The organism is Streptomyces sp. NPDC048659, from assembly GCF_040650575.1.
GTDB lineage: Bacteria > Actinomycetota > Actinomycetes > Streptomycetales > Streptomycetaceae > Streptomyces.
In genome coordinates this window covers 312710-329389 of the sequence record NZ_JBEZHM010000002.1, presented here as the reverse complement: position 1 = coordinate 329389, position 16680 = coordinate 312710, and the positions used below count along the sequence as shown (strand labels likewise).

14 protein-coding genes are annotated in these 16680 nt (G+C 73.4%); 6 read left to right on the top strand and 8 right to left on the bottom strand.

All coding sequences use genetic code 11. From position 1 onward, the window contains the following. Nucleotides 1-194: 194 nt before the first annotated feature. Nucleotides 195-689: a hypothetical protein gene (locus tag AB0C99_RS03260; protein WP_362468634.1), complete on the top strand. Its 495-nt coding sequence runs from the start codon at nt 195-197 to the stop codon at nt 687-689. Between the two features lie 79 nt (nt 690-768). Here the strand turns inward: AB0C99_RS03260 and AB0C99_RS03255 are convergent, their stop codons facing one another. From AB0C99_RS03255 to AB0C99_RS03240, 4 genes are all read right to left on the bottom strand, one after another. Beyond that, a complete protein-coding gene (locus tag AB0C99_RS03255) occupies nt 769-1893 on the bottom strand; it encodes a GuaB3 family IMP dehydrogenase-related protein (protein ID WP_362468632.1) in 1125 nt (374 codons plus the stop codon). A gap of 106 nt (nt 1894-1999) precedes the next feature. Continuing rightward, nucleotides 2000-3499, bottom strand: a complete 1500-nt coding sequence (gene guaB, locus AB0C99_RS03250; RefSeq protein ID WP_362468630.1) for an IMP dehydrogenase — start codon at nt 3497-3499, stop codon at nt 2000-2002. Between the two features lie 139 nt (nt 3500-3638). After that, nucleotides 3639-4241, bottom strand: coding sequence for a sigma-70 family RNA polymerase sigma factor (locus AB0C99_RS03245; RefSeq protein WP_046908296.1), 603 nt, complete (start codon nt 4239-4241; stop codon nt 3639-3641). A 246-nt stretch (nt 4242-4487) separates the two neighbouring features. After that, nucleotides 4488-5099, bottom strand: a complete 612-nt coding sequence (locus tag AB0C99_RS03240) for a response regulator transcription factor (protein WP_003948568.1) — start codon at nt 5097-5099, stop codon at nt 4488-4490. 470 nt (nt 5100-5569) lie between these two features. Here AB0C99_RS03240 and AB0C99_RS03235 point away from each other — a divergent pair, with 470 nt between their 5' ends. Continuing rightward, nucleotides 5570-5917 (top strand): WhiB family transcriptional regulator, encoded by a 348-nt coding sequence (locus AB0C99_RS03235; protein ID WP_362468628.1) that lies wholly within the window; start codon nt 5570-5572, stop codon nt 5915-5917. Between the two features lie 309 nt (nt 5918-6226). Here the strand turns inward: AB0C99_RS03235 and AB0C99_RS03230 are convergent, their stop codons facing one another. Beyond that, a complete protein-coding gene (locus tag AB0C99_RS03230; protein WP_362468627.1) occupies nt 6227-7150 on the bottom strand; it encodes a LysR family transcriptional regulator in 924 nt (307 codons plus the stop codon). An 88-nt stretch (nt 7151-7238) separates the two neighbouring features. On the opposite strand from AB0C99_RS03230, the gene AB0C99_RS03225 reads away from it, so the two are divergent. The 3 genes from AB0C99_RS03225 to AB0C99_RS03215 all read left to right on the top strand — a co-directional run bounded on the left by AB0C99_RS03225 (nt 7239) and on the right by AB0C99_RS03215 (nt 9979). Further along, nucleotides 7239-7904, top strand: a complete 666-nt coding sequence (locus tag AB0C99_RS03225) for an MOSC domain-containing protein (protein WP_362468625.1) — start codon at nt 7239-7241, stop codon at nt 7902-7904. 108 nt (nt 7905-8012) lie between these two features. Further along, complete coding sequence (locus tag AB0C99_RS03220; RefSeq protein ID WP_362468623.1) at nt 8013-8786, top strand: SDR family oxidoreductase; 774 nt, start codon at nt 8013-8015, stop codon at nt 8784-8786. A 215-nt stretch (nt 8787-9001) separates the two neighbouring features. Next, nucleotides 9002-9979 carry a hydroxyacid dehydrogenase gene (locus AB0C99_RS03215; protein WP_362468662.1) on the top strand — a complete coding sequence of 326 codons (978 nt, stop codon included), beginning with the start codon at nt 9002-9004 and terminating at the stop codon, nt 9977-9979. Nucleotides 9980-10014: 35 nt separating this feature from the next. Here the strand turns inward: AB0C99_RS03215 and AB0C99_RS03210 are convergent, their stop codons facing one another. Next, nucleotides 10015-13551: a hypothetical protein gene (locus tag AB0C99_RS03210; RefSeq protein WP_362468621.1), complete on the bottom strand. Its 3537-nt coding sequence runs from the start codon at nt 13549-13551 to the stop codon at nt 10015-10017. Nucleotides 13552-13668: 117 nt separating this feature from the next. Here AB0C99_RS03210 and AB0C99_RS03205 point away from each other — a divergent pair, with 117 nt between their 5' ends. Continuing rightward, complete coding sequence (locus AB0C99_RS03205; protein WP_362468619.1) at nt 13669-14367, top strand: ester cyclase; 699 nt, start codon at nt 13669-13671, stop codon at nt 14365-14367. 112 nt (nt 14368-14479) lie between these two features. Here the strand turns inward: AB0C99_RS03205 and groL are convergent, their stop codons facing one another. Both groL and groES read right to left on the bottom strand, forming a co-directional pair. Then, nucleotides 14480-16111: a chaperonin GroEL gene (groL, locus tag AB0C99_RS03200; RefSeq protein ID WP_362468617.1), complete on the bottom strand. Its 1632-nt coding sequence runs from the start codon at nt 16109-16111 to the stop codon at nt 14480-14482. 125 nt (nt 16112-16236) lie between these two features. Further along, nucleotides 16237-16545, bottom strand: a complete 309-nt coding sequence (groES, locus tag AB0C99_RS03195; protein ID WP_030022440.1) for a co-chaperone GroES — start codon at nt 16543-16545, stop codon at nt 16237-16239. Nucleotides 16546-16680 lie beyond the last annotated feature (135 nt).

The following is a 16680-nucleotide window of genomic DNA, read 5'->3' as shown; positions in this document are numbered from 1 at the left end:
ACGTCCAGTACGAGGGCGTGCGCCCGGCACGCCGAGAGCACGCACCTGACGCCGCGAGGCCGCCCTCCGGGCGACGACGCGAGTGTGACGACAGGACCTAGAGAGCGTCCGAAGTAAACCCCCTGTGAAGATGTCACAGGGGGCTGCTAGCCTCCAGGCCGCTTCATTTCGCGTCCCTTGGGGGGAACTTTTTCATGTCTCAGCCCGTTCCGCCGCCCGGCAACCCGTTCGCCCAGGGCACCGAGCAGCCCTTCGAACAGCCGCCGCTCGCGCCCGCCCCGCCGGCCCGCTCCAACGTGGGCCTCGGCCTGGTCGTCGCCCTCGTCGCCGCGCTCGTCGCCGCCGGGGTCTACGGCGGGATAGCCGGCGCCATCGAGCGCGAGATCGGCTGGGCCGCCGTCGGTGTCGGCTTCCTCGTCGGCTTCGCGGCCGGCAAGGCCGGCGGCCGCAACCCGGCCCTGCCCGTGGTCAGCGCGGTGCTCTCGCTCGGCGCCGTCTACGTGGGCCAGCTGCTCACCATCGCGATCATCGGCGCCAAGGAGCTGGACGTCTCGGTCACCACGATCCTCTTCGACCACCTCGACGTCGTGCAGGCGGCGTGGAAGGAAGAGCTCGACCCGCTGACCTTCCTCTTCTTCGCCCTCGCCGCCTTCGCCGCCTTCAGCGGCTCGAAGAAGGCCGCGCAGTAAGAGGCGCCGGACACGCGCGAGGGGCCCCGCACCACCCGGTGCGGGGCCCCTCGCGTACGTACCGGGTACGGGGTACGCGTCAGCGCTTGTGCTGCGCGTCGTGGACCGTCACCTCGACGCGCTGGAACTCCTTGAGCTCGCTGTAGCCCGTGGTGGCCATCGCGCGGCGCAGGGCGCCGAAGAAGTTCATCGAGCCGTCCGGGGTGTGCGACGGGCCCGTGAGGACCTCCTCGGTGGTGCCGACGATGCCGAGGTCCACCAGCTTGCCGCGCGGCACGTCCTCGTGGACGGCCTCCATGCCCCAGTGGTGGCCCTTGCCGGGCGCGTCCGTGGCACGGGCCAGCGGGGAGCCGATCATGACCGCGTCGGCGCCGCAGGCGATCGCCTTCGGGAGGTCGCCGGACCAGCCCACGCCGCCGTCGGCGATCACGTGCACGTACCGGCCGCCGGACTCGTCCATGTAGTCGCGGCGGGCCGCGGCCACGTCGGCGACGGCGGTGGCCATCGGGACCTGGATGCCGAGCACGTTGCGCGTGGTGTGCGCGGCGCCTCCGCCGAAGCCGACCAGGACACCCGCGGCGCCGGTGCGCATCAGGTGCAGGGCCGCGGTGTACGTGGCGCAGCCGCCGACGATCACCGGGACGTCGAGCTCGTAGATGAACTGCTTGAGGTTGAGCGGCTCGGCCGCGCCGGAGACGTGCTCGGCGGAGACGGTCGTGCCGCGGATCACGAAGATGTCCACGCCGGCGTCGACCACGGCCTTGGAGAACTGCGCGGTGCGCTGCGGGGAGAGGGCGGCGGCGGTGACCACACCCGCGTCGCGCACCTCCTTGATGCGCTGCCCGATCAGCTCTTCCTTGATCGGGGCCGCGTAGATCTCCTGCAGACGGCGGGTCGCGGTCTCCTCGTCCAGCTCCGCGATCTCGTCGAGCAGCGGCTGCGGGTCCTCGTAGCGGGTCCACAGACCTTCGAGGTTCAGCACGCCGAGGCCGCCGAGCTCGCCGATCCGGATGGCGGTCGCCGGGGAGACGACGGAGTCCATGGGGGCGGCCAGGAAGGGCAGCTCGAAGCGGTAGGCGTCGATCTGCCAGGCGATCGAGACCTCCTTCGGGTCCCGGGTGCGGCGGCTCGGTACGACGGCGATGTCGTCGAACGCGTACGCCCTACGGCCGCGCTTGCCGCGCCCGATCTCGATCTCAGTCACGTTGTGTGGCCTTTCCCTCTTGGTCTGCGCCTACCAGTATCCCCGACACACGCGTAAGGGGCGGCTCCGGCCACATGCCGGAACCGCCCCCCTGTGTCGCGGAGTGTTACTTCCTGCTGTAGTTCGGCGCCTCGACGGTCATCTGGATGTCGTGCGGGTGGCTCTCCTTGAGGCCCGCCGACGTGATCCGCACGAAGCGCCCGTTCTCCTGGAGCTCCGGGACCGTGCGCCCGCCGACGTAGAACATCGACTGGCGCAGACCGCCGGTGAGCTGGTGCACGACCGAGGCGAGCGGCCCGCGGTAGGGCACCTGGCCCTCGATGCCCTCGGGGATCAGCTGCTCGTCGGAGGCGACGCCCTCCTGGAAGTAGCGGTCCTTGGAGAAGGACTTGCGGTCGCCGCGGGACTGCATGGCGCCCAGCGAGCCCATGCCGCGGTACGACTTGAACTGCTTGCCGTTGATGAAGAGCAGCTCGCCCGGGGACTCCTCGCAGCCCGCGAGCAGCGAGCCGAGCATCACCGTGTCGGCGCCCGCGACGAGTGCCTTCGCGATGTCGCCGGAGTACTGCAGGCCGCCGTCGCCGATGACCGGGATGCCGGCCGCCTTGGCGGCGAGGGACGCCTCGTAGATCGCGGTGACCTGCGGGACGCCGATGCCGGCGACCACGCGGGTGGTGCAGATGGAGCCGGGGCCGACACCGACCTTGATGCCGTCCGCGCCGGCGTCGACGAGCGCCTGGGCGCCGTCGCGGGTGGCGACGTTGCCGCCGATGACGTCCACCGAGGAGTTCGACTTGATCTTGGCGATCATGTCGCCGACCAGGCGGGAGTGACCGTGCGCGGTGTCGACGACGATGAAGTCGGCGCCCGCCTCGATGAGGGCCTGGGCGCGCTCGTACGAGTCGCCCGCGACGCCGACGGCCGCGCCGACGAGCAGCCGGCCGTCCTTGTCCTTGGCGGCGTTCGGGTACTTCTCGGCCTTGACGAAGTCCTTGACCGTGATGAGGCCCTTGAGCAGCCCGGCCTCGTCGACCAGCGGCAGCTTCTCGATCTTGTGGCGGCGCAGCAGCTCCATGGCGTCCACGCCGGAGATGCCGACCTTGCCGGTGACCAGCGGCATCGGGGTCATGACCTCGCGCACCTGGCGGCTGCGGTCCGACTCGAAGGCCATGTCACGGTTGGTGACGATGCCGAGGAGCTTGCCCGCCGGGTCGGTGACCGGGACGCCGCTGATGCGGAACTTGGCGCAGATCGCGTCGGCCTCGCCGAGCGTGGCGTCCGGGTGCACGGTGATCGGGTCGGTCACCATGCCGGACTCGGAGCGCTTGACCAGGTCCACCTGGTTGGCCTGGTCGGCGATCGAGAGGTTCCGGTGCAGCACGCCGACGCCGCCCTGGCGGGCCATCGCGATGGCCATCCGGGACTCGGTGACCTTGTCCATCGCCGCGGACAGCAGCGGGATGTTCACCCGCACGTTCCGGGAGATGTACGAGGAGGTGTCGATCTGGTCGGGCGCCATGTCGGACGAACCCGGCAGCAGCAGTACATCGTCGTAGGTCAGCCCGAGTGTCGCGAATTTCTCGGGCACTCCGTCGACGTTGGTCATGACACCTTCCCCAATGGCCTTGATCGGTGCGGATGTCCATGCTAACGGGCCGCGACCCGGTCTCATTCCACGAGCAAGATCAGCGAGCAGCTTTGGACGTTCGTACGTGTACGTGAGGGCCACCGGCCCCTTGTCACCCTTACTGCTCGGCCAGCGCCCGCAGCCGGCTCAGCGCCCGGTGCTGGGCCACCCGGACCGCGCCCGGGGACATCCCGAGCATCTGCCCGGTCTCCTCGGCGGTGAGCCCGACGGCGACCCGCAGGACGAGCAGCTCGCGCTGGTTCTCCGGGAGGTTGGCGAGCAGCTTCTTGGCCCACTCGGCGTCGTCGCTGAGCAGCGCGCGCTCCTCGGGCCCGAGCGAGTCGTCGGGCCGCTCGGGCATCTCGTCGGAGGGCACGGCCGTCGAGCCCGGGTGCCGCATGGCGGCCCGCTGGAGGTCGGCGACCTTGTGTCCGGCGATGGCGAAGACGAACGCCTCGAAGGGCCTGCCCGTGTCCTTGTAGCGCGGCAGCGCCATCAGGACCGCGACGCAGACCTCCTGGGCGAGGTCCTCCACGAAGTGGCGGGCGTCACCGGGCAGCCGGTTCAGCCGCGTCCGGCAGTAGCGCAGGGCGAGGGGGTGCACGCGCGCGAGGAGGTCGTGCGTGGCCTGCTGGTCCCCCTCCACGGCACGGTGAACGAGTGCACCGATCTCCCCCTGCCCGGCGGGCACGGGGGACCCCATGGTCTCGTCGTCGCGCATCGCTCCATGGTGCCTTGACGCCTGCTCGTTCGCGGCACCGCGTCCGTAGTTGTGCACCGAAGCGTTATGAGCAGGTGCGCCGGCACTCATCCCCTGCGCCCTCCCCTTCCGCTCGTTGTCCGCTCGCTCGTTCGTCTCGTCCCCGAGGAACTCCACACCTTCAAGGATGCGGCATTCCGCGGAGAAGTGACACAAGCCCACCCCGTCCGCCGCTCGGCGGACGGGGATGCGGCCGATGGCCGCAGGTCAGCGGACCAGGCCCCAGCGGAATCCGAGGGCGACGGCGTGCGCCCGGTCGGAGGCGCCCAGCTTCTTGAACAGCCTGCGCGCGTGGGTCTTGACGGTGTCCTCGGAGAGGAAGAGCTCGCGCCCGATCTCCGCGTTGGACCGGCCGTGGCTCATGCCCTCCAGCACCTGGATCTCGCGGGCGGTGAGGGTGGGCGCGGCGCCCATCTCGGCCGAACGCAGCCGGCGCGGGGCCAGTCGCCAGGTGGGGTCGGCGAGGGCCTGGGTGACGGTGGCCCGCAGCTCGGCGCGCGAGGCGTCCTTGTGCAGATAGCCACGGGCACCGGCGGCGACCGCGAGCGCGACGCCGTCCAGGTCCTCGGCGACGGTGAGCATGATGATGCGGGCGCCGGGGTCCGCGGAGAGCAGCCGCCGGACGGTTTCCACGCCGCCCAGGCCGGGCATCCGCACGTCCATCAGAATCAGGTCCGAGCGGTCCGCGCCCCAGCGGCGGAGGACTTCCTCGCCGTTGGCCGCGGTGGTCACGCGCTCCACGCCGGGCACGGTCGCGACCGCGCGGCGAAGCGCCTCTCGGGCAAGCGGGGAGTCGTCGCAGACGAGGACGGAAGTCATGCCTGACCTCCGCGGCTCTCGCAGCTGAAGCGCGTCACCTTGAGCCTCCAGGGCTGGTACGTATCGTCACCTGTGCGGTTGACACCCCCGGACACCTGTCCGAGCGCTTTCTTCTTCAACCGCCTCCGCACTCTCTAACGATGGTCACTCGAAAGAGTTACGGGTCGGACGGCCGCCTTCGGCACTCTATGTGAGGGACCGTACGCGGAGGAGAGCGTCGCAGGTCATCCGTCCTTCACCCGAAGCTATGCCCCATTTAGCGGGTTTTCTTCCCTTTTCGCGGTGTCTGTGGCTAGATTCGCAATGAGTCATATTTACATCTACTTCGACAGTAGTTGTACGGTCGGACCGAGCCCGCGAGAGCCGGTCCGCGGCACCCACGAGGGACGAAGGGCCCCCGTCGATCGAGCCGGCCAAGCCATCACACCGCCCACCAATCCGTTCGACACGGTTTCAAGGGGACTAGCGCAATGGCAGATTTCTCCCGCCTTCCCGGACCCAACGCCGATCTGTGGGACTGGCAACTGCTCGCGGCCTGCCGCGGGGTCGACAGCTCCCTGTTCTTCCACCCCGAGGGAGAGCGCGGCGCGGCACGGAGTGCGCGCGAGAACTCGGCGAAAGAGGTCTGTATGCGGTGCCCGGTGCGCGCGCAGTGCGCGGCACACGCACTCGCGGTACGGGAGCCCTACGGCGTCTGGGGCGGCCTCACCGAGGACGAGCGCGAGGAGCTCATGGGTCGAGCGCGCAATCGCCTGGTCACGACGTCCGCCCCCGCGCGGGCGTCCCACACGAGTTCGGCAGGCGTGGGCCACGCCTGAAGTAACGTTTCTTCACTCGGTCCGGGGCGGGCGGATTCCGCCGCCCGCGCGGGGGGCCGTCGCCCGGACGGCGGGCGCGTACCCCGGGACGGGTGAACGCGCTCGGCCGGCCGATACCGGCGGCCCCACCCGGACGGCCGAGGGGTCCTCACCCGGACGGCCCGGCGCACTCACCCCGACGGGCCCGCGCCCGCACCCGTCCGGCCGGACCCGGATCCCCCGGACGGCGCCCCCCGCCCCCGATCGGGGTCCCCCGGACGGAGGCGAAGGACCACCCGTACGGCGGCGCCCCGGGGCCACCCGGACGGACTAGCCGCGTGTCGTCGCCGCCGGGCGTCCGGAGGCGCGGGCCGACGCCCGGGTCAGTTCGTCGAGGGTCGCGGCGACGGCCGGGACCTGGGCCAGGTCCGGAAGGGTGAGCGCCACGATCTCGCGCTCCACGGCGGGCTCCACCGTCACGGTGACGGCGCCCTTGGGCCGTACGGACTCGATGGCGAGCTGCGGCAGCACGGCCACGCCCAGACCGGCGCCCACCAGGCCGACCACGGCCGGGTAGTCGTCGGTGGCGAAGTCGATGCGCGGGGTGAAGCCGGCCTCCCGGCAGACGTCCACGAGCTGGCGGCGGCAGCGCGGGCAGCCGGCGATCCACGGGTCCTCGGCCAGTTCGCCGATGGCCACCGAGTCCGCCCCGGCCAGCCGGTGCCCCTCGGGCACCAGGCCGACGAGCCGGTCGGCGAGCAGCGGGCGGACCACCAGGTCGTCCCAGCTGTCGGGCCCGGTCCCGTAGCGGAAGGCGAGGGCCACGTCGCAGTCGCCCTCGCGGAGCATCTCGACCGAGCGCGGCGGCTCGGCCTCCACCAGGGAGACCCGGGTGCCGGGGTGGGCGGCGCGCAGCGCGGCGAGGGCGGTGGGGACGAGGGTGGAGCTGCCGCTGGGGAAGGACACCAGCCGCACCCGCCCGGCCCGCAGGCCCGCGATGGCGGCGACCTCCTCCTCGGCGGCGGTGAGCCCGGCCAGGATCCCGGAGGCGTGCCGGACCAGCGCCTCGCCCGCCTGGGTGAGGCGCATCTCGCGGCCGGTGCGGATCAGCAGCGGGGTGCCGGCGGAGGACTCCAGGGCCTTCATCTGCTGGCTCACGGCGGGCTGGGTGCAGCCGAGTTCGCGCGCGGCGGCGGAGAAGGAGCCGGTGGCGGCGACGGCGCGCAGGACACGGAGGTGGCGGGCCTCGATCATGGCTCAAGCATAAGCCACCCTTGGATACGATGCCGAATTCATGCTCTGACCTTTGAGAACGCCGCCGGACAGGCCCTAGGCTGCCCCCATGGAACTGCTGAGCGTGAACGTGGGCCGCCCCAAGACCGTCGGCTACACCAACGCCCCCTCGGGCCTCACCGGCATCGACAAGCGCCCGGTCGAGGGCCCGGTCCCGATCGCCGCCCCCGTGCCCGGCGGGGCCAGCGGGGTCGCCGGGGACACCGTGTGCGACCTGCGCTTCCACGGCGGCCCCGACCGGGCCGTGCACGCCTTCGCGCGCGAGGACATGGACGCCTGGGAGCGGGAGCTCGGCCGCCCGCTGCCGGCCGGTTCCTTCGGCGAGAACCTCACCACCCGGGGCCTGGACGTGAACGGCGCCCTGGTCGGCGAGCGCTGGCGGATAGGCCCCGACCTGGTCCTGGAGGTCACCGGCGGGCGCATCCCCTGCCGTACCTTCGCCGGCTTCGTCGAGGAGGACGGCTGGGTGCGCCGCTTCAACCAGTCGGCGGCGGGCCCCGGCGCGCTGCTGCGCGTGATCACGCCGGGCGAGGTCCGCGCGGGCGACCCCATCGAGGTCGTCCACCGCCCCGACCACCCGATCACCATCACCCGCCTCCACCACGCGGCCACCACCGACCGCTCGCTGCTGCCCGAGACGCTGGTGGCGGCGGAGTGGATGGAGTCGGGGCTGCTCGGGCTGGCGCGGAAGTACGCGGAGAAGTACGGGGAGTAGGCGCCCGCGGCCCCAGAGGGGCGGGCGCGGGGCGGGAATCGGCCGCCGGGGCCGGTGACGCCCCTTCCCGCACACGGTGTTCACGCGCCGCGGGCTAACGTGCCGCGTATGACGACTGCACTGATTACGGGCGCGACCGCGGGCATCGGCGCCGCCTTCGCGCGGCGGCTGGCCGCGGACGGGCACGACGTGGTGCTCGTGGCACGCGATGTGAAGCGGCTTCGGGACCAGGCGACGGAGCTGCACGACCGGCACGGGATCGAGGCGGAGGTGCTGGCCGCCGACCTCTCCGAGGAGGAGGGGATCGAGTCCGTCGTGGCGCGCCTCTCGGACGCCGCGCGGCCGGTGGACCTGCTGGTGAACAACGCGGGCTTCGGCAACAAGGGCCGGTTCCTCGAAGTCTCCATGGCCGACGAGCTGAAGATGCTGAAGGTGCACTGCGAGGCGGTGCTGCGGCTGACCTCGGCGGCGGCGGACTCGATGCGGACCCGGGGGCGCGGCGGCGTGGTGAACGTGGCCTCGGTGGCCGCGTTCCTGCCGCGCGGCACGTACGGGGCGTCGAAGGCGTGGGTCGTGCAGTTCACCCAGGGCGCCGCGCGGGACCTCGCCGGGAGCGGGGTGCGGCTGATGGCGCTGTGCCCCGGCTTCGTACGGACGGAGTTCCACCAGCGGGCGGGGATGGGCACCGACAACATCCCCGGCTGGATGTGGCTCGACGCCGACAAGCTGGTCTCCGAGGCGCTCGCCGACCTGGCCCGCGGGCGCACGCTGTCCGTGCCGGACCCCCGGTACAAGGCGCTGATGGGCGTGGTGAAGCTGGCCCCGCGCGGGCTGCTCGGCGGGGTGTCCTCCCGCGCGGGACGCAAGTACGGGCCCAAGTAGGCGCGTAACGGGAGCGATCCCGTGACCGCCCCAGTACCAGCCCCCCGGCCCCCGGCGCCCGTGAGCGGATTCCGATCAATTGATCTTCCGCTCTTGACTTGGGCCGGGGGCGGTCACAGGATCGCGGCCGACCCCGTCCGCGCCGCCGTGTCAGGAGCCGTGCCGTGCCCCGTAGCCGGAGAAGCACCGACGACCGCCCCGCCCTCCTCCTCGCCATGGGCCCCGGCACCGCCGGCCGGCTCCTCACCGACGCCCACCGGGCGCGCCTCGCCGCCCTCGCCCGCACCGACCCGCTGCTCGTCGCCCACGACCTGACGGCCCCCGACGAGCGGACCGCAGCGGCCCTCGCCGAGGCCGAACTCCTGCTCACCTGCTGGGGCGCCACGCCGCTCACCGCCGAGGTGCTGGACCGCGCGCCGCGCCTCAAGGGCGTCGTCCACGCGGCGGGTTCGGTGAAGCACCACATCACCGATGCCTGCTGGGAACGCGGCATCCGGGTCGCCTCGGTCGCCGCCGCCAACGCGCTGCCCGTCGCCGAGTACACGCTCGCCGCGGTCCTCTTCGCCGGGAAGGGCGTGCTGCGCTCCGCGCGGGCGTACGGGGAGCTGCGCACCGGCGACGCCTGGCTCGACGAGTCCGCCCCCTGGGGCAACTACCGCCGCACGGTCGGCGTCATCGGCGCCTCCCGGATCGGCCGCCGGGTCATCGAGCTGCTGCGCCCCTTCGACGTCGAGATCCTGCTGTACGACCCGTACGTCACCGATCCCGGCCCCGGCGTGGCCCTGGTCCCGCTGGACGAGCTCTGCGCCCGCTCCGGCGTCGTCACCGTGCACGCGCCGCAGCTCCCCGCCACCCGCCACATGCTGGGCGCCGCGCAGCTCGCGGCGATGCCGGACGGCGCGACCCTGGTCAACACCGCGCGCGGCTCCCTCGTCGACGAGGACGCCCTCCTCCCCCACCTCGTCGCGGGCCGCCTGCACGCGGTCCTCGACGTCACGGACCCGGAACTCCCCGCCCCCGACTCCCCCTTGTGGACCCTCCCCAACGTCCTCCTCACCCCGCACGTGGCCGGCTCCCTCGGCAACGAGCTGCACCGGCTGGCGGACGGGGCGATCGAGGAGGTGGCGCGGTACGGGCGGGGGGAGCCGTTCGCCGAGGAGGTGCGGGCGGCGGATCTGGAGCGGTCGGCGTAGGGCGGGGCGGGCGGGCGGGGGTTCGACGACAGGACTTAGGGGGTGTCCGGCGGGCCCGGTTCCTCGCGGGGGCCGGTCAGCAGGGCGCGCAGCCGCTCCGCCTCCGCGACGACCCGGTCCGCCGTCCCCGGCTCCCGCGCCAGCACCGCCGGCGCCGCCTCGTACCAGGGGCCCAGGTGCAGGGCGAGGGCGGCGAGTTCGCGGGCGCGGGCCGGGTCGGGGTGCTCGACGGCCAGCACGGCGTACGCGGGGGTGCACGCAGGGCCGAGCGGGGCGAGCCCGGCGAGGAGCCGCTCCGCGCGGGCGTGCTCCCCCGCGCGGGCCAGCACCTTGACGAGGTCGAGGGCGTCGTCGGCGTCCCGGTCCCGGCGCACCGGGCCGTGCCGGAGGGCCAGGGCGACCGCCCGGTCGGGCAGGCCCGCGGCGACGCACGCCCGGGCCAGGGCCGCGGTCTCACGCCCGCCGGAGAGGTACCGCAGGTACTCCTCAGCCTCGTCCAGGAGCTCCGCCGCCCCGGCCGCGCCGAGCTCCCGCTGGGCCAGGGCCACCGCGGGCAGGGGCGCGAGGGTGGTGCGCAGCACCCAGCGCATGGCGCCCACGGCACGGGCCAGCTCGGCGGCGGCCTCCGCGTCACGGCCCGCCGCGTGCAGGGCGCGGGCGGCGGCCGCGGCCCCCTCGGCCTGCCGGGGCGAGGCCCCCTCCAGCGGCGCGGGCAGCGGGCGCGGCACCGCCTCCCGTATCCCCACCCGCACACAGCCCCGGCCGGGCACCGGCCGGTCGAACTCCTCGGCCAGTTCCCGGGGGTCCCGCGTGCCCCGGCACCGGGCGATCAGGTCCAGGAGGTGGTCCCGCTGATTGGGCCGGGCTCCGCGAGCCGCTTCCGCCGCCGCCTCGTACCGCCCGGCGGCGACCAGTCCCCGCACCACCCGGAGTACCCGGCGCTCCGCCACGGTCCCGGGTACCAGCCCCTCCGTGAGCCGATGGGCCGCCTCCCGCCGGCCGCCGAGCGCGAGTGCCTCCGCGACGGCGCCGAGCACCCAGGCGGCCTCGTCCGGGCGCTCCGCCCGGCTCTCCGCCTCGATCCGGCCCAGCAGGGCCGCCGCCCGGGCGCCCACCCCGGCGGCGGTGAGGGCGCGCACCAGCCCCACCTTGAGCGCGAGCACCCGCCGGTCGCCCGCCGGACCCTCCCGCCACGCCAGCGCCTCCGCCTCCTCACACCTCCCGGCCCCGGCCAGGGCCTCGACGAGCGCCCTCGCCACCCGGAGGCGATAGCCCCCGTCGGACACCTCGGCGAGCAGGGGTTCAATCCGCGCGACGGCGCCCGCCCCGGCCCAGTGCTCGGCGAGCGCCGCCAGGACCCGCTCCCGGTCGTGCGCCGCGCCCAGCTCGCGCGCCAGCTCCTCGGCGCGGTCCGGATCACCCGCCGCGACGAGGCCGAGCGCCAAGGCCGACCGCATGGCCGCGGGCAGGATGCCGTCCGCCGGGCGCCGCCGGTCCCGCGCCGCCCACCGCTCCCGCGCCTCGGCGGTCAGCCGCTCGGCGTGCCCGGCCGCACCGTTCGCCACGAGGGCGCCGACCAGCTCCTCCGCGAACCCGGCGTCCCGGTCGAGCTCCTCCCATCCGACGGCCGCCAGCCCCTCCTCGACCAGCGCGGCCGCCCACCCGGCACACGTCTGCCCGTCGGGCTGCCCCCACCTGGCGGCTGCCCGCTCCTCCGCGGCCAGGAGGTCCGCCGCCCCGCAGCCTGCCGCCGCCGCGCCGCGCGGCGCGCCCGCGATCCGGATCAGGGCGAGTGCCCGTCCCCGGGCCGGGGCCGCACGGGCCAGGTCCAGGGCCTCGGCCGGGCGGCCCGCCGCCGCGAGGGCGGCACAGAGGACGGCCAGGCCCTCGTCGTGGGTACGCCGGTCCCGTTCGCCGCGTACGGCGTCCCGCACGCGTTCGAACTCGCCCGCAGCGGCCCACAGGCCGATCAGGTCGAGCCCCGGGCGCTGCCGGGCGACGCCCTCCGGCAGGGCTCGCAGCACCTCCGCCGCCCGTTCCGGCTCGCCCGCCCGGATCCAGGCCGAGCCGACTCTCCAGAGCGCGAACGTGCGTTCCGTCTCGCGGGTCTCGCGGGCCGCCGCCTCCGCCTCCGCGAGGAGCGCGCGGGTCCGCCCGGCGGCATCGGGGCCGCCGTCCGGCACCTCCGCGACCGCGCACAGCGCGTGCACCCGGGCCTCCGGGGCGAGGCCCCGCGCGAGGGCCAGCGCCCGGTCCGGTGCGCCCAGTTCCGCCCAGGCGGCCGGGAGCTCCGGCGGGATGCGGCCGTTCCGGTTCCGCAGGGCGGCGCGCCGCAGCGCCAGGCTCAGCAGCACGTCGAGCGCCCCCGGCTCCGCCGCCCGCGCGAGGACCGCCTCCGACGCGACCCGGACCTCGTCGAGGGCCGCCCCGTCGCCGCCGGTCGCCGCCAGCAGCCGGTCGTGCCGTACGGGGTCGAGGGCGCACTCCGCCAGCCGCTCCGCGTCCCCCGCCGCCCGCAGGACCGCCACGTACCCCCGCAGCAGGTACTCCGGCGTCCCTTCCGGCCAGCCGCGCCCGCGCCACCGGTCCGCCCAGGCGTGCAGCCGGTCCCGGCAGCCGTCGAGCTCCCGGACGCCGAGCATCTCCCGGGCCTGGGCGGCCAGTTCCTCGTGGGCGAGGAGGTAGCCGGGGCCGGCGGGGGCGAAGGTGCGGCCGTGGCCGGTGCGCAGCAGGTCCCGTACCCGGTAGGGCACTTCGGCGGTGAGCTCCGCCAGGTCGTCCGCCGTGAGCCCGCCGCCCGCCGCGGTGAGCAGGGCGAGCAGGTCGTACGGCAGGCCGCCGGCCGTCAGCAGGCGCTTCAGCTCGCGCTCCGCCTCGACCCGGACCGCGCGGGCGGACGGGGAGGGGGCGAGGAGCCGCACGGCGGCCGGGTCGCGCAGCGGGTGGTCCTCGGGGACATCGGCGGGGAGCGGCGGGTTGAGCCGGCCGCTGGCGATGACCGGCAGGTCGTACGGGAGGAGGGCGGCGATCGAGTGGGCGTCGGGTCCGGTGGTGACGCCCCGGTCCTCGTCGAGCCCGTCGACGAGGAGGACGAGCCGCTCGCCGCGCGCGGCGCAGGCGCGGGCGGCCGTCCCGTACAGGCGCAGCAGGTGGGCCTGGCGGGTGGCGGCGGTGAGGAGGGCGGGCAGCGGTTCGGCGGCGAGTTCGGCGAGCTGTTCCAGGACGACGTCGAGGAAGGCCGCCGCGTCGTTCTGGGCGGCCCAGCGGGCGGTGACGAAGAAGGCGACGATCCGTACGCCGGGCGGGGGCGCGAGGGCGAAGTGGGCCATCAGCGCGGTCTTCCCGGCCCAGGCGTCGGCCCGCCACCACAGGCAACCCGGGCCGTCCGCCCGGCAGAAGGCGGCGAGCTCCGCCAACTCCTCCTCGCGGCCGACCAGTTCGGCGGGGGCCAGGCGGCGGACCTGCTCCCGGTAGGCGGACCGGACGGGCGGCGCCGTACCGACGGCGATCCGGTTGCCGTCGCCGACGACCACGATCCCCGCGGTGTTGTCGATGCGCGTCCCCCGCTCCATGCCCCCCGTCCCCTCCATGCACCCGCCCCCTCCGCGCCCCCAGGCCCTCCATGCTGCCAGGGCACCCCGGTCCCGCGGACCTAGACTGGAAGGGTCCGTCCCGGCCCGGGAGGCGTCATGAGTTTCGTACAGATAATCGACTGCAAGACCAGTCGGATCGAGGACCTGAACCGGCTCATGGACGAGTGGGTCGCGCAGACCAAGGGCAGGCGCACGGCCACCCACAGCATCGTCGGCACGGACCGCTCCGACGCCTCGCACGTCGTGGAGATCGTCGAGTTCCCCTCGTACGACGTGGCCATGCGCAATTCACAGCTTCCGGAGACCGACCGGATCTTCCGCGAGATGGTCGCGCTCTGCGACGAGATGCCGACCTTCACGGATCTGGACGTGGTCCGCGACGAGGCCCTCTGCAAGGGCAATTCGCGCCGCTTCCTCGCGCTGCTCGGCGGCGGGGAGGACGTGGCGCTGCTCGACGAGGTGCTCGCCGAGGGGTACCACGACCACGATCCGTCCAGCCCGGTGGACGCCGTCGGCATGGACGCGGTGCGCCGCGAGGTGGACGCGTGGCGGGGCGGCTTCGACTTCGCGTTCACCGTCGAGGACCAGATCGCCGAGGGTGACCGGGTGTGCACCCGCTGGACCTGGAACGGCACCCACACCGGCGACTTCATGGGGCTCCAGCCGAGCGGCATCGCGGTGGAGATGACCGGCACGCTCATCCAGCGCTTCCGGGAGGACGGCAAGGCCGTGGCCGGGTGGTGGCAGTACGACATGCTCGGGCTGATGGAGCGGCTCGGGGCGGTCGAGGCGTAGCGGGAGGTCCGGGGAACACCCGAGGCCCGGTGCCCCCGCGACGGGGGCACCGGGCCTCGGACTACGAGCTACGAGCTACGAGCTACGAGCTACGAGCTACGAGCTACGGTGCTCAGTGCGAGTGGCCGTGGCCACCGTGCGAGTGGCCCGCGTCCGCCGGCTCCTCTTCCTTCTTCTCGACGACCAGGGTCTCGGTCGTGAGCAGCAGGGAGGCGATGGAGGCGGCGTTCTCCAGGGCGGAGCGGGTGACCTTGACCGGGTCGATGACGCCGGCCTTCACCAGGTCGCCGTACTCGCCGGTCGCGGCGTTGAAGCCCTGGCCCTTGTCGAGCTCGGCGACCTTCGAGGTGATGACGTAGCCCTCAAGGCCGGCGTTCTCGGCGATCCAGCGCAGCGGCTCGACGGCGGCGCGGCGGACGACCGCGACACCGGTGGCCTCGTCGCCGGCCAGGCCGAGGTTGCCCTCCAGGACCTTGACGGCGTGGACGAGCGCGGAGCCACCGCCGGAGACGATGCCCTCCTCGACCGCGGCGCGGGTCGCCGAGATGGCGTCCTCAAGGCGGTGCTTCTTCTCCTTGAGCTCCACCTCGGTGGCGGCGCCGACCTTGATCACGCACACGCCGCCGGCGAGCTTCGCGAGGCGCTCCTGGAGCTTCTCGCGGTCCCAGTCGGAGTCCGTGGACTCGATCTCGGCCTTGATCTGGTTGACGCGGCCGAGGACGTCCTCGGAGGAGCCGGCGCCGTCCACGATCGTGGTGTCGTCCTTGGAGATGGTCACGCGGCGGGCGGTGCCCAGCACGTCCAGACCGGCCTGGTCGAGCTTGAGGCCGACCTCCTCGGAGATGACGGTGGCACCGGTGAGGGTGGCCATGTCCTGGAGCATCGCCTTGCGGCGGTCACCGAAGCCGGGCGCCTTGACGGCGACGGCGTTGAAGGTGCCGCGGATCTTGTTGACGACGAGGGTGGAGAGCGCCTCGCCCTCGACGTCCTCGGCGATGATCAGCAGCGGCTTGGAGCCACCGGCCTGGATGACCTTCTCCAGCAGCGGCAGGAGGTCCTGGATGGAGGAGATCTTGCCCTGGTTGATCAGGATGTACGGGTCGTCGAGGACGGCCTCCATGCGCTCCTGGTCGGAGACCATGTACGGCGAGAGGTAGCCCTTGTCGAAGGCCATGCCCTCGGTGAACTCCAGCTCCAGGCCGAAGGTGTTGGACTCCTCGACGGTGATGACACCGTCCTTGCCGACCTTGTCCATGGCCTCGGCGATGAGCTCGCCGACCTGCTGGTCCTGCGCGGAGAGCGCGGCGACGGCGGCGATGTCCGACTTGTCGTCGATCGGGCGGGCGGTCGCGAGGAGCTCCTCGGACACGGCCTTGACCGCGGCGTCGATGCCCTTCTTCAGGGCGGCCGGGGAGGCGCCGGCGGCGACGTTGCGCAGGCCCTCGCGGACGAGCGCCTGGGCGAGCACGGTGGCGGTGGTGGTGCCGTCACCCGCGATGTCGTTGGTCTTGGTCGCCACCTCCTTCACGAGCTGGGCGCCGAGGTTCTCGTACGGGTCCTCGATCTCGACCTCGCGGGCGATCGTGACACCGTCGTTGGTGATGGTGGGGGCGCCGAACTTCTTGTCGATGACGACGTTGCGGCCCTTGGGGCCGATCGTCACCTTCACCGTGTCGGCAAGCTTGTTGACGCCGCGCTCAAGGGCGCGACGGGCGTCCTCGTCGAACTTCAGGATCTTCGCCATGGAAGCGGTTCAGCCCTCTCGAAATCGTTGAAAGAAAACTGCGCCCCTGGACGCCCGCGGAAAAGCACAGGGGTCAGGGGCGCAGCTCAAAGCATCTTCAGGTGCCTGTGAAGGTCCTGGGTGACTTACTTCTCGATGATCGCGAGCACGTCGCGAGCCGAGAGGACGAGGTACTCGTCACCGTTGTACTTCACCTCGGTGCCGCCGTACTTGCTGTAGAGCACGACGTCGCCGACCTGGACGTCGAGCGGCAGGCGCTCGCCGTTCTCGAAACGGCCCGGGCCCACGGCGAGGACGGCGCCCTCCTGGGGCTTCTCCTTCGCGGTGTCCGGGATGACCAGGCCGGAGGCCGTGGTCTGCTCGGCGTCGAGCGGCTGGACCACGATGCGGTCCTCAAGCGGCTTGATGGCAACCTTGGAGCTGGCGGTCGTCACGATCCGACCTCCCCCTTCGGAGATCTCGCGGGGTTAACTGTCTGAGGTGGCGACCAGGTGGATCCGTCGTCGCGGGTGCCGGACCTGCCCGTCGCTGTGTTGGCACTCTCCGGTGGGGAGTGCCAGAAGCGAGAC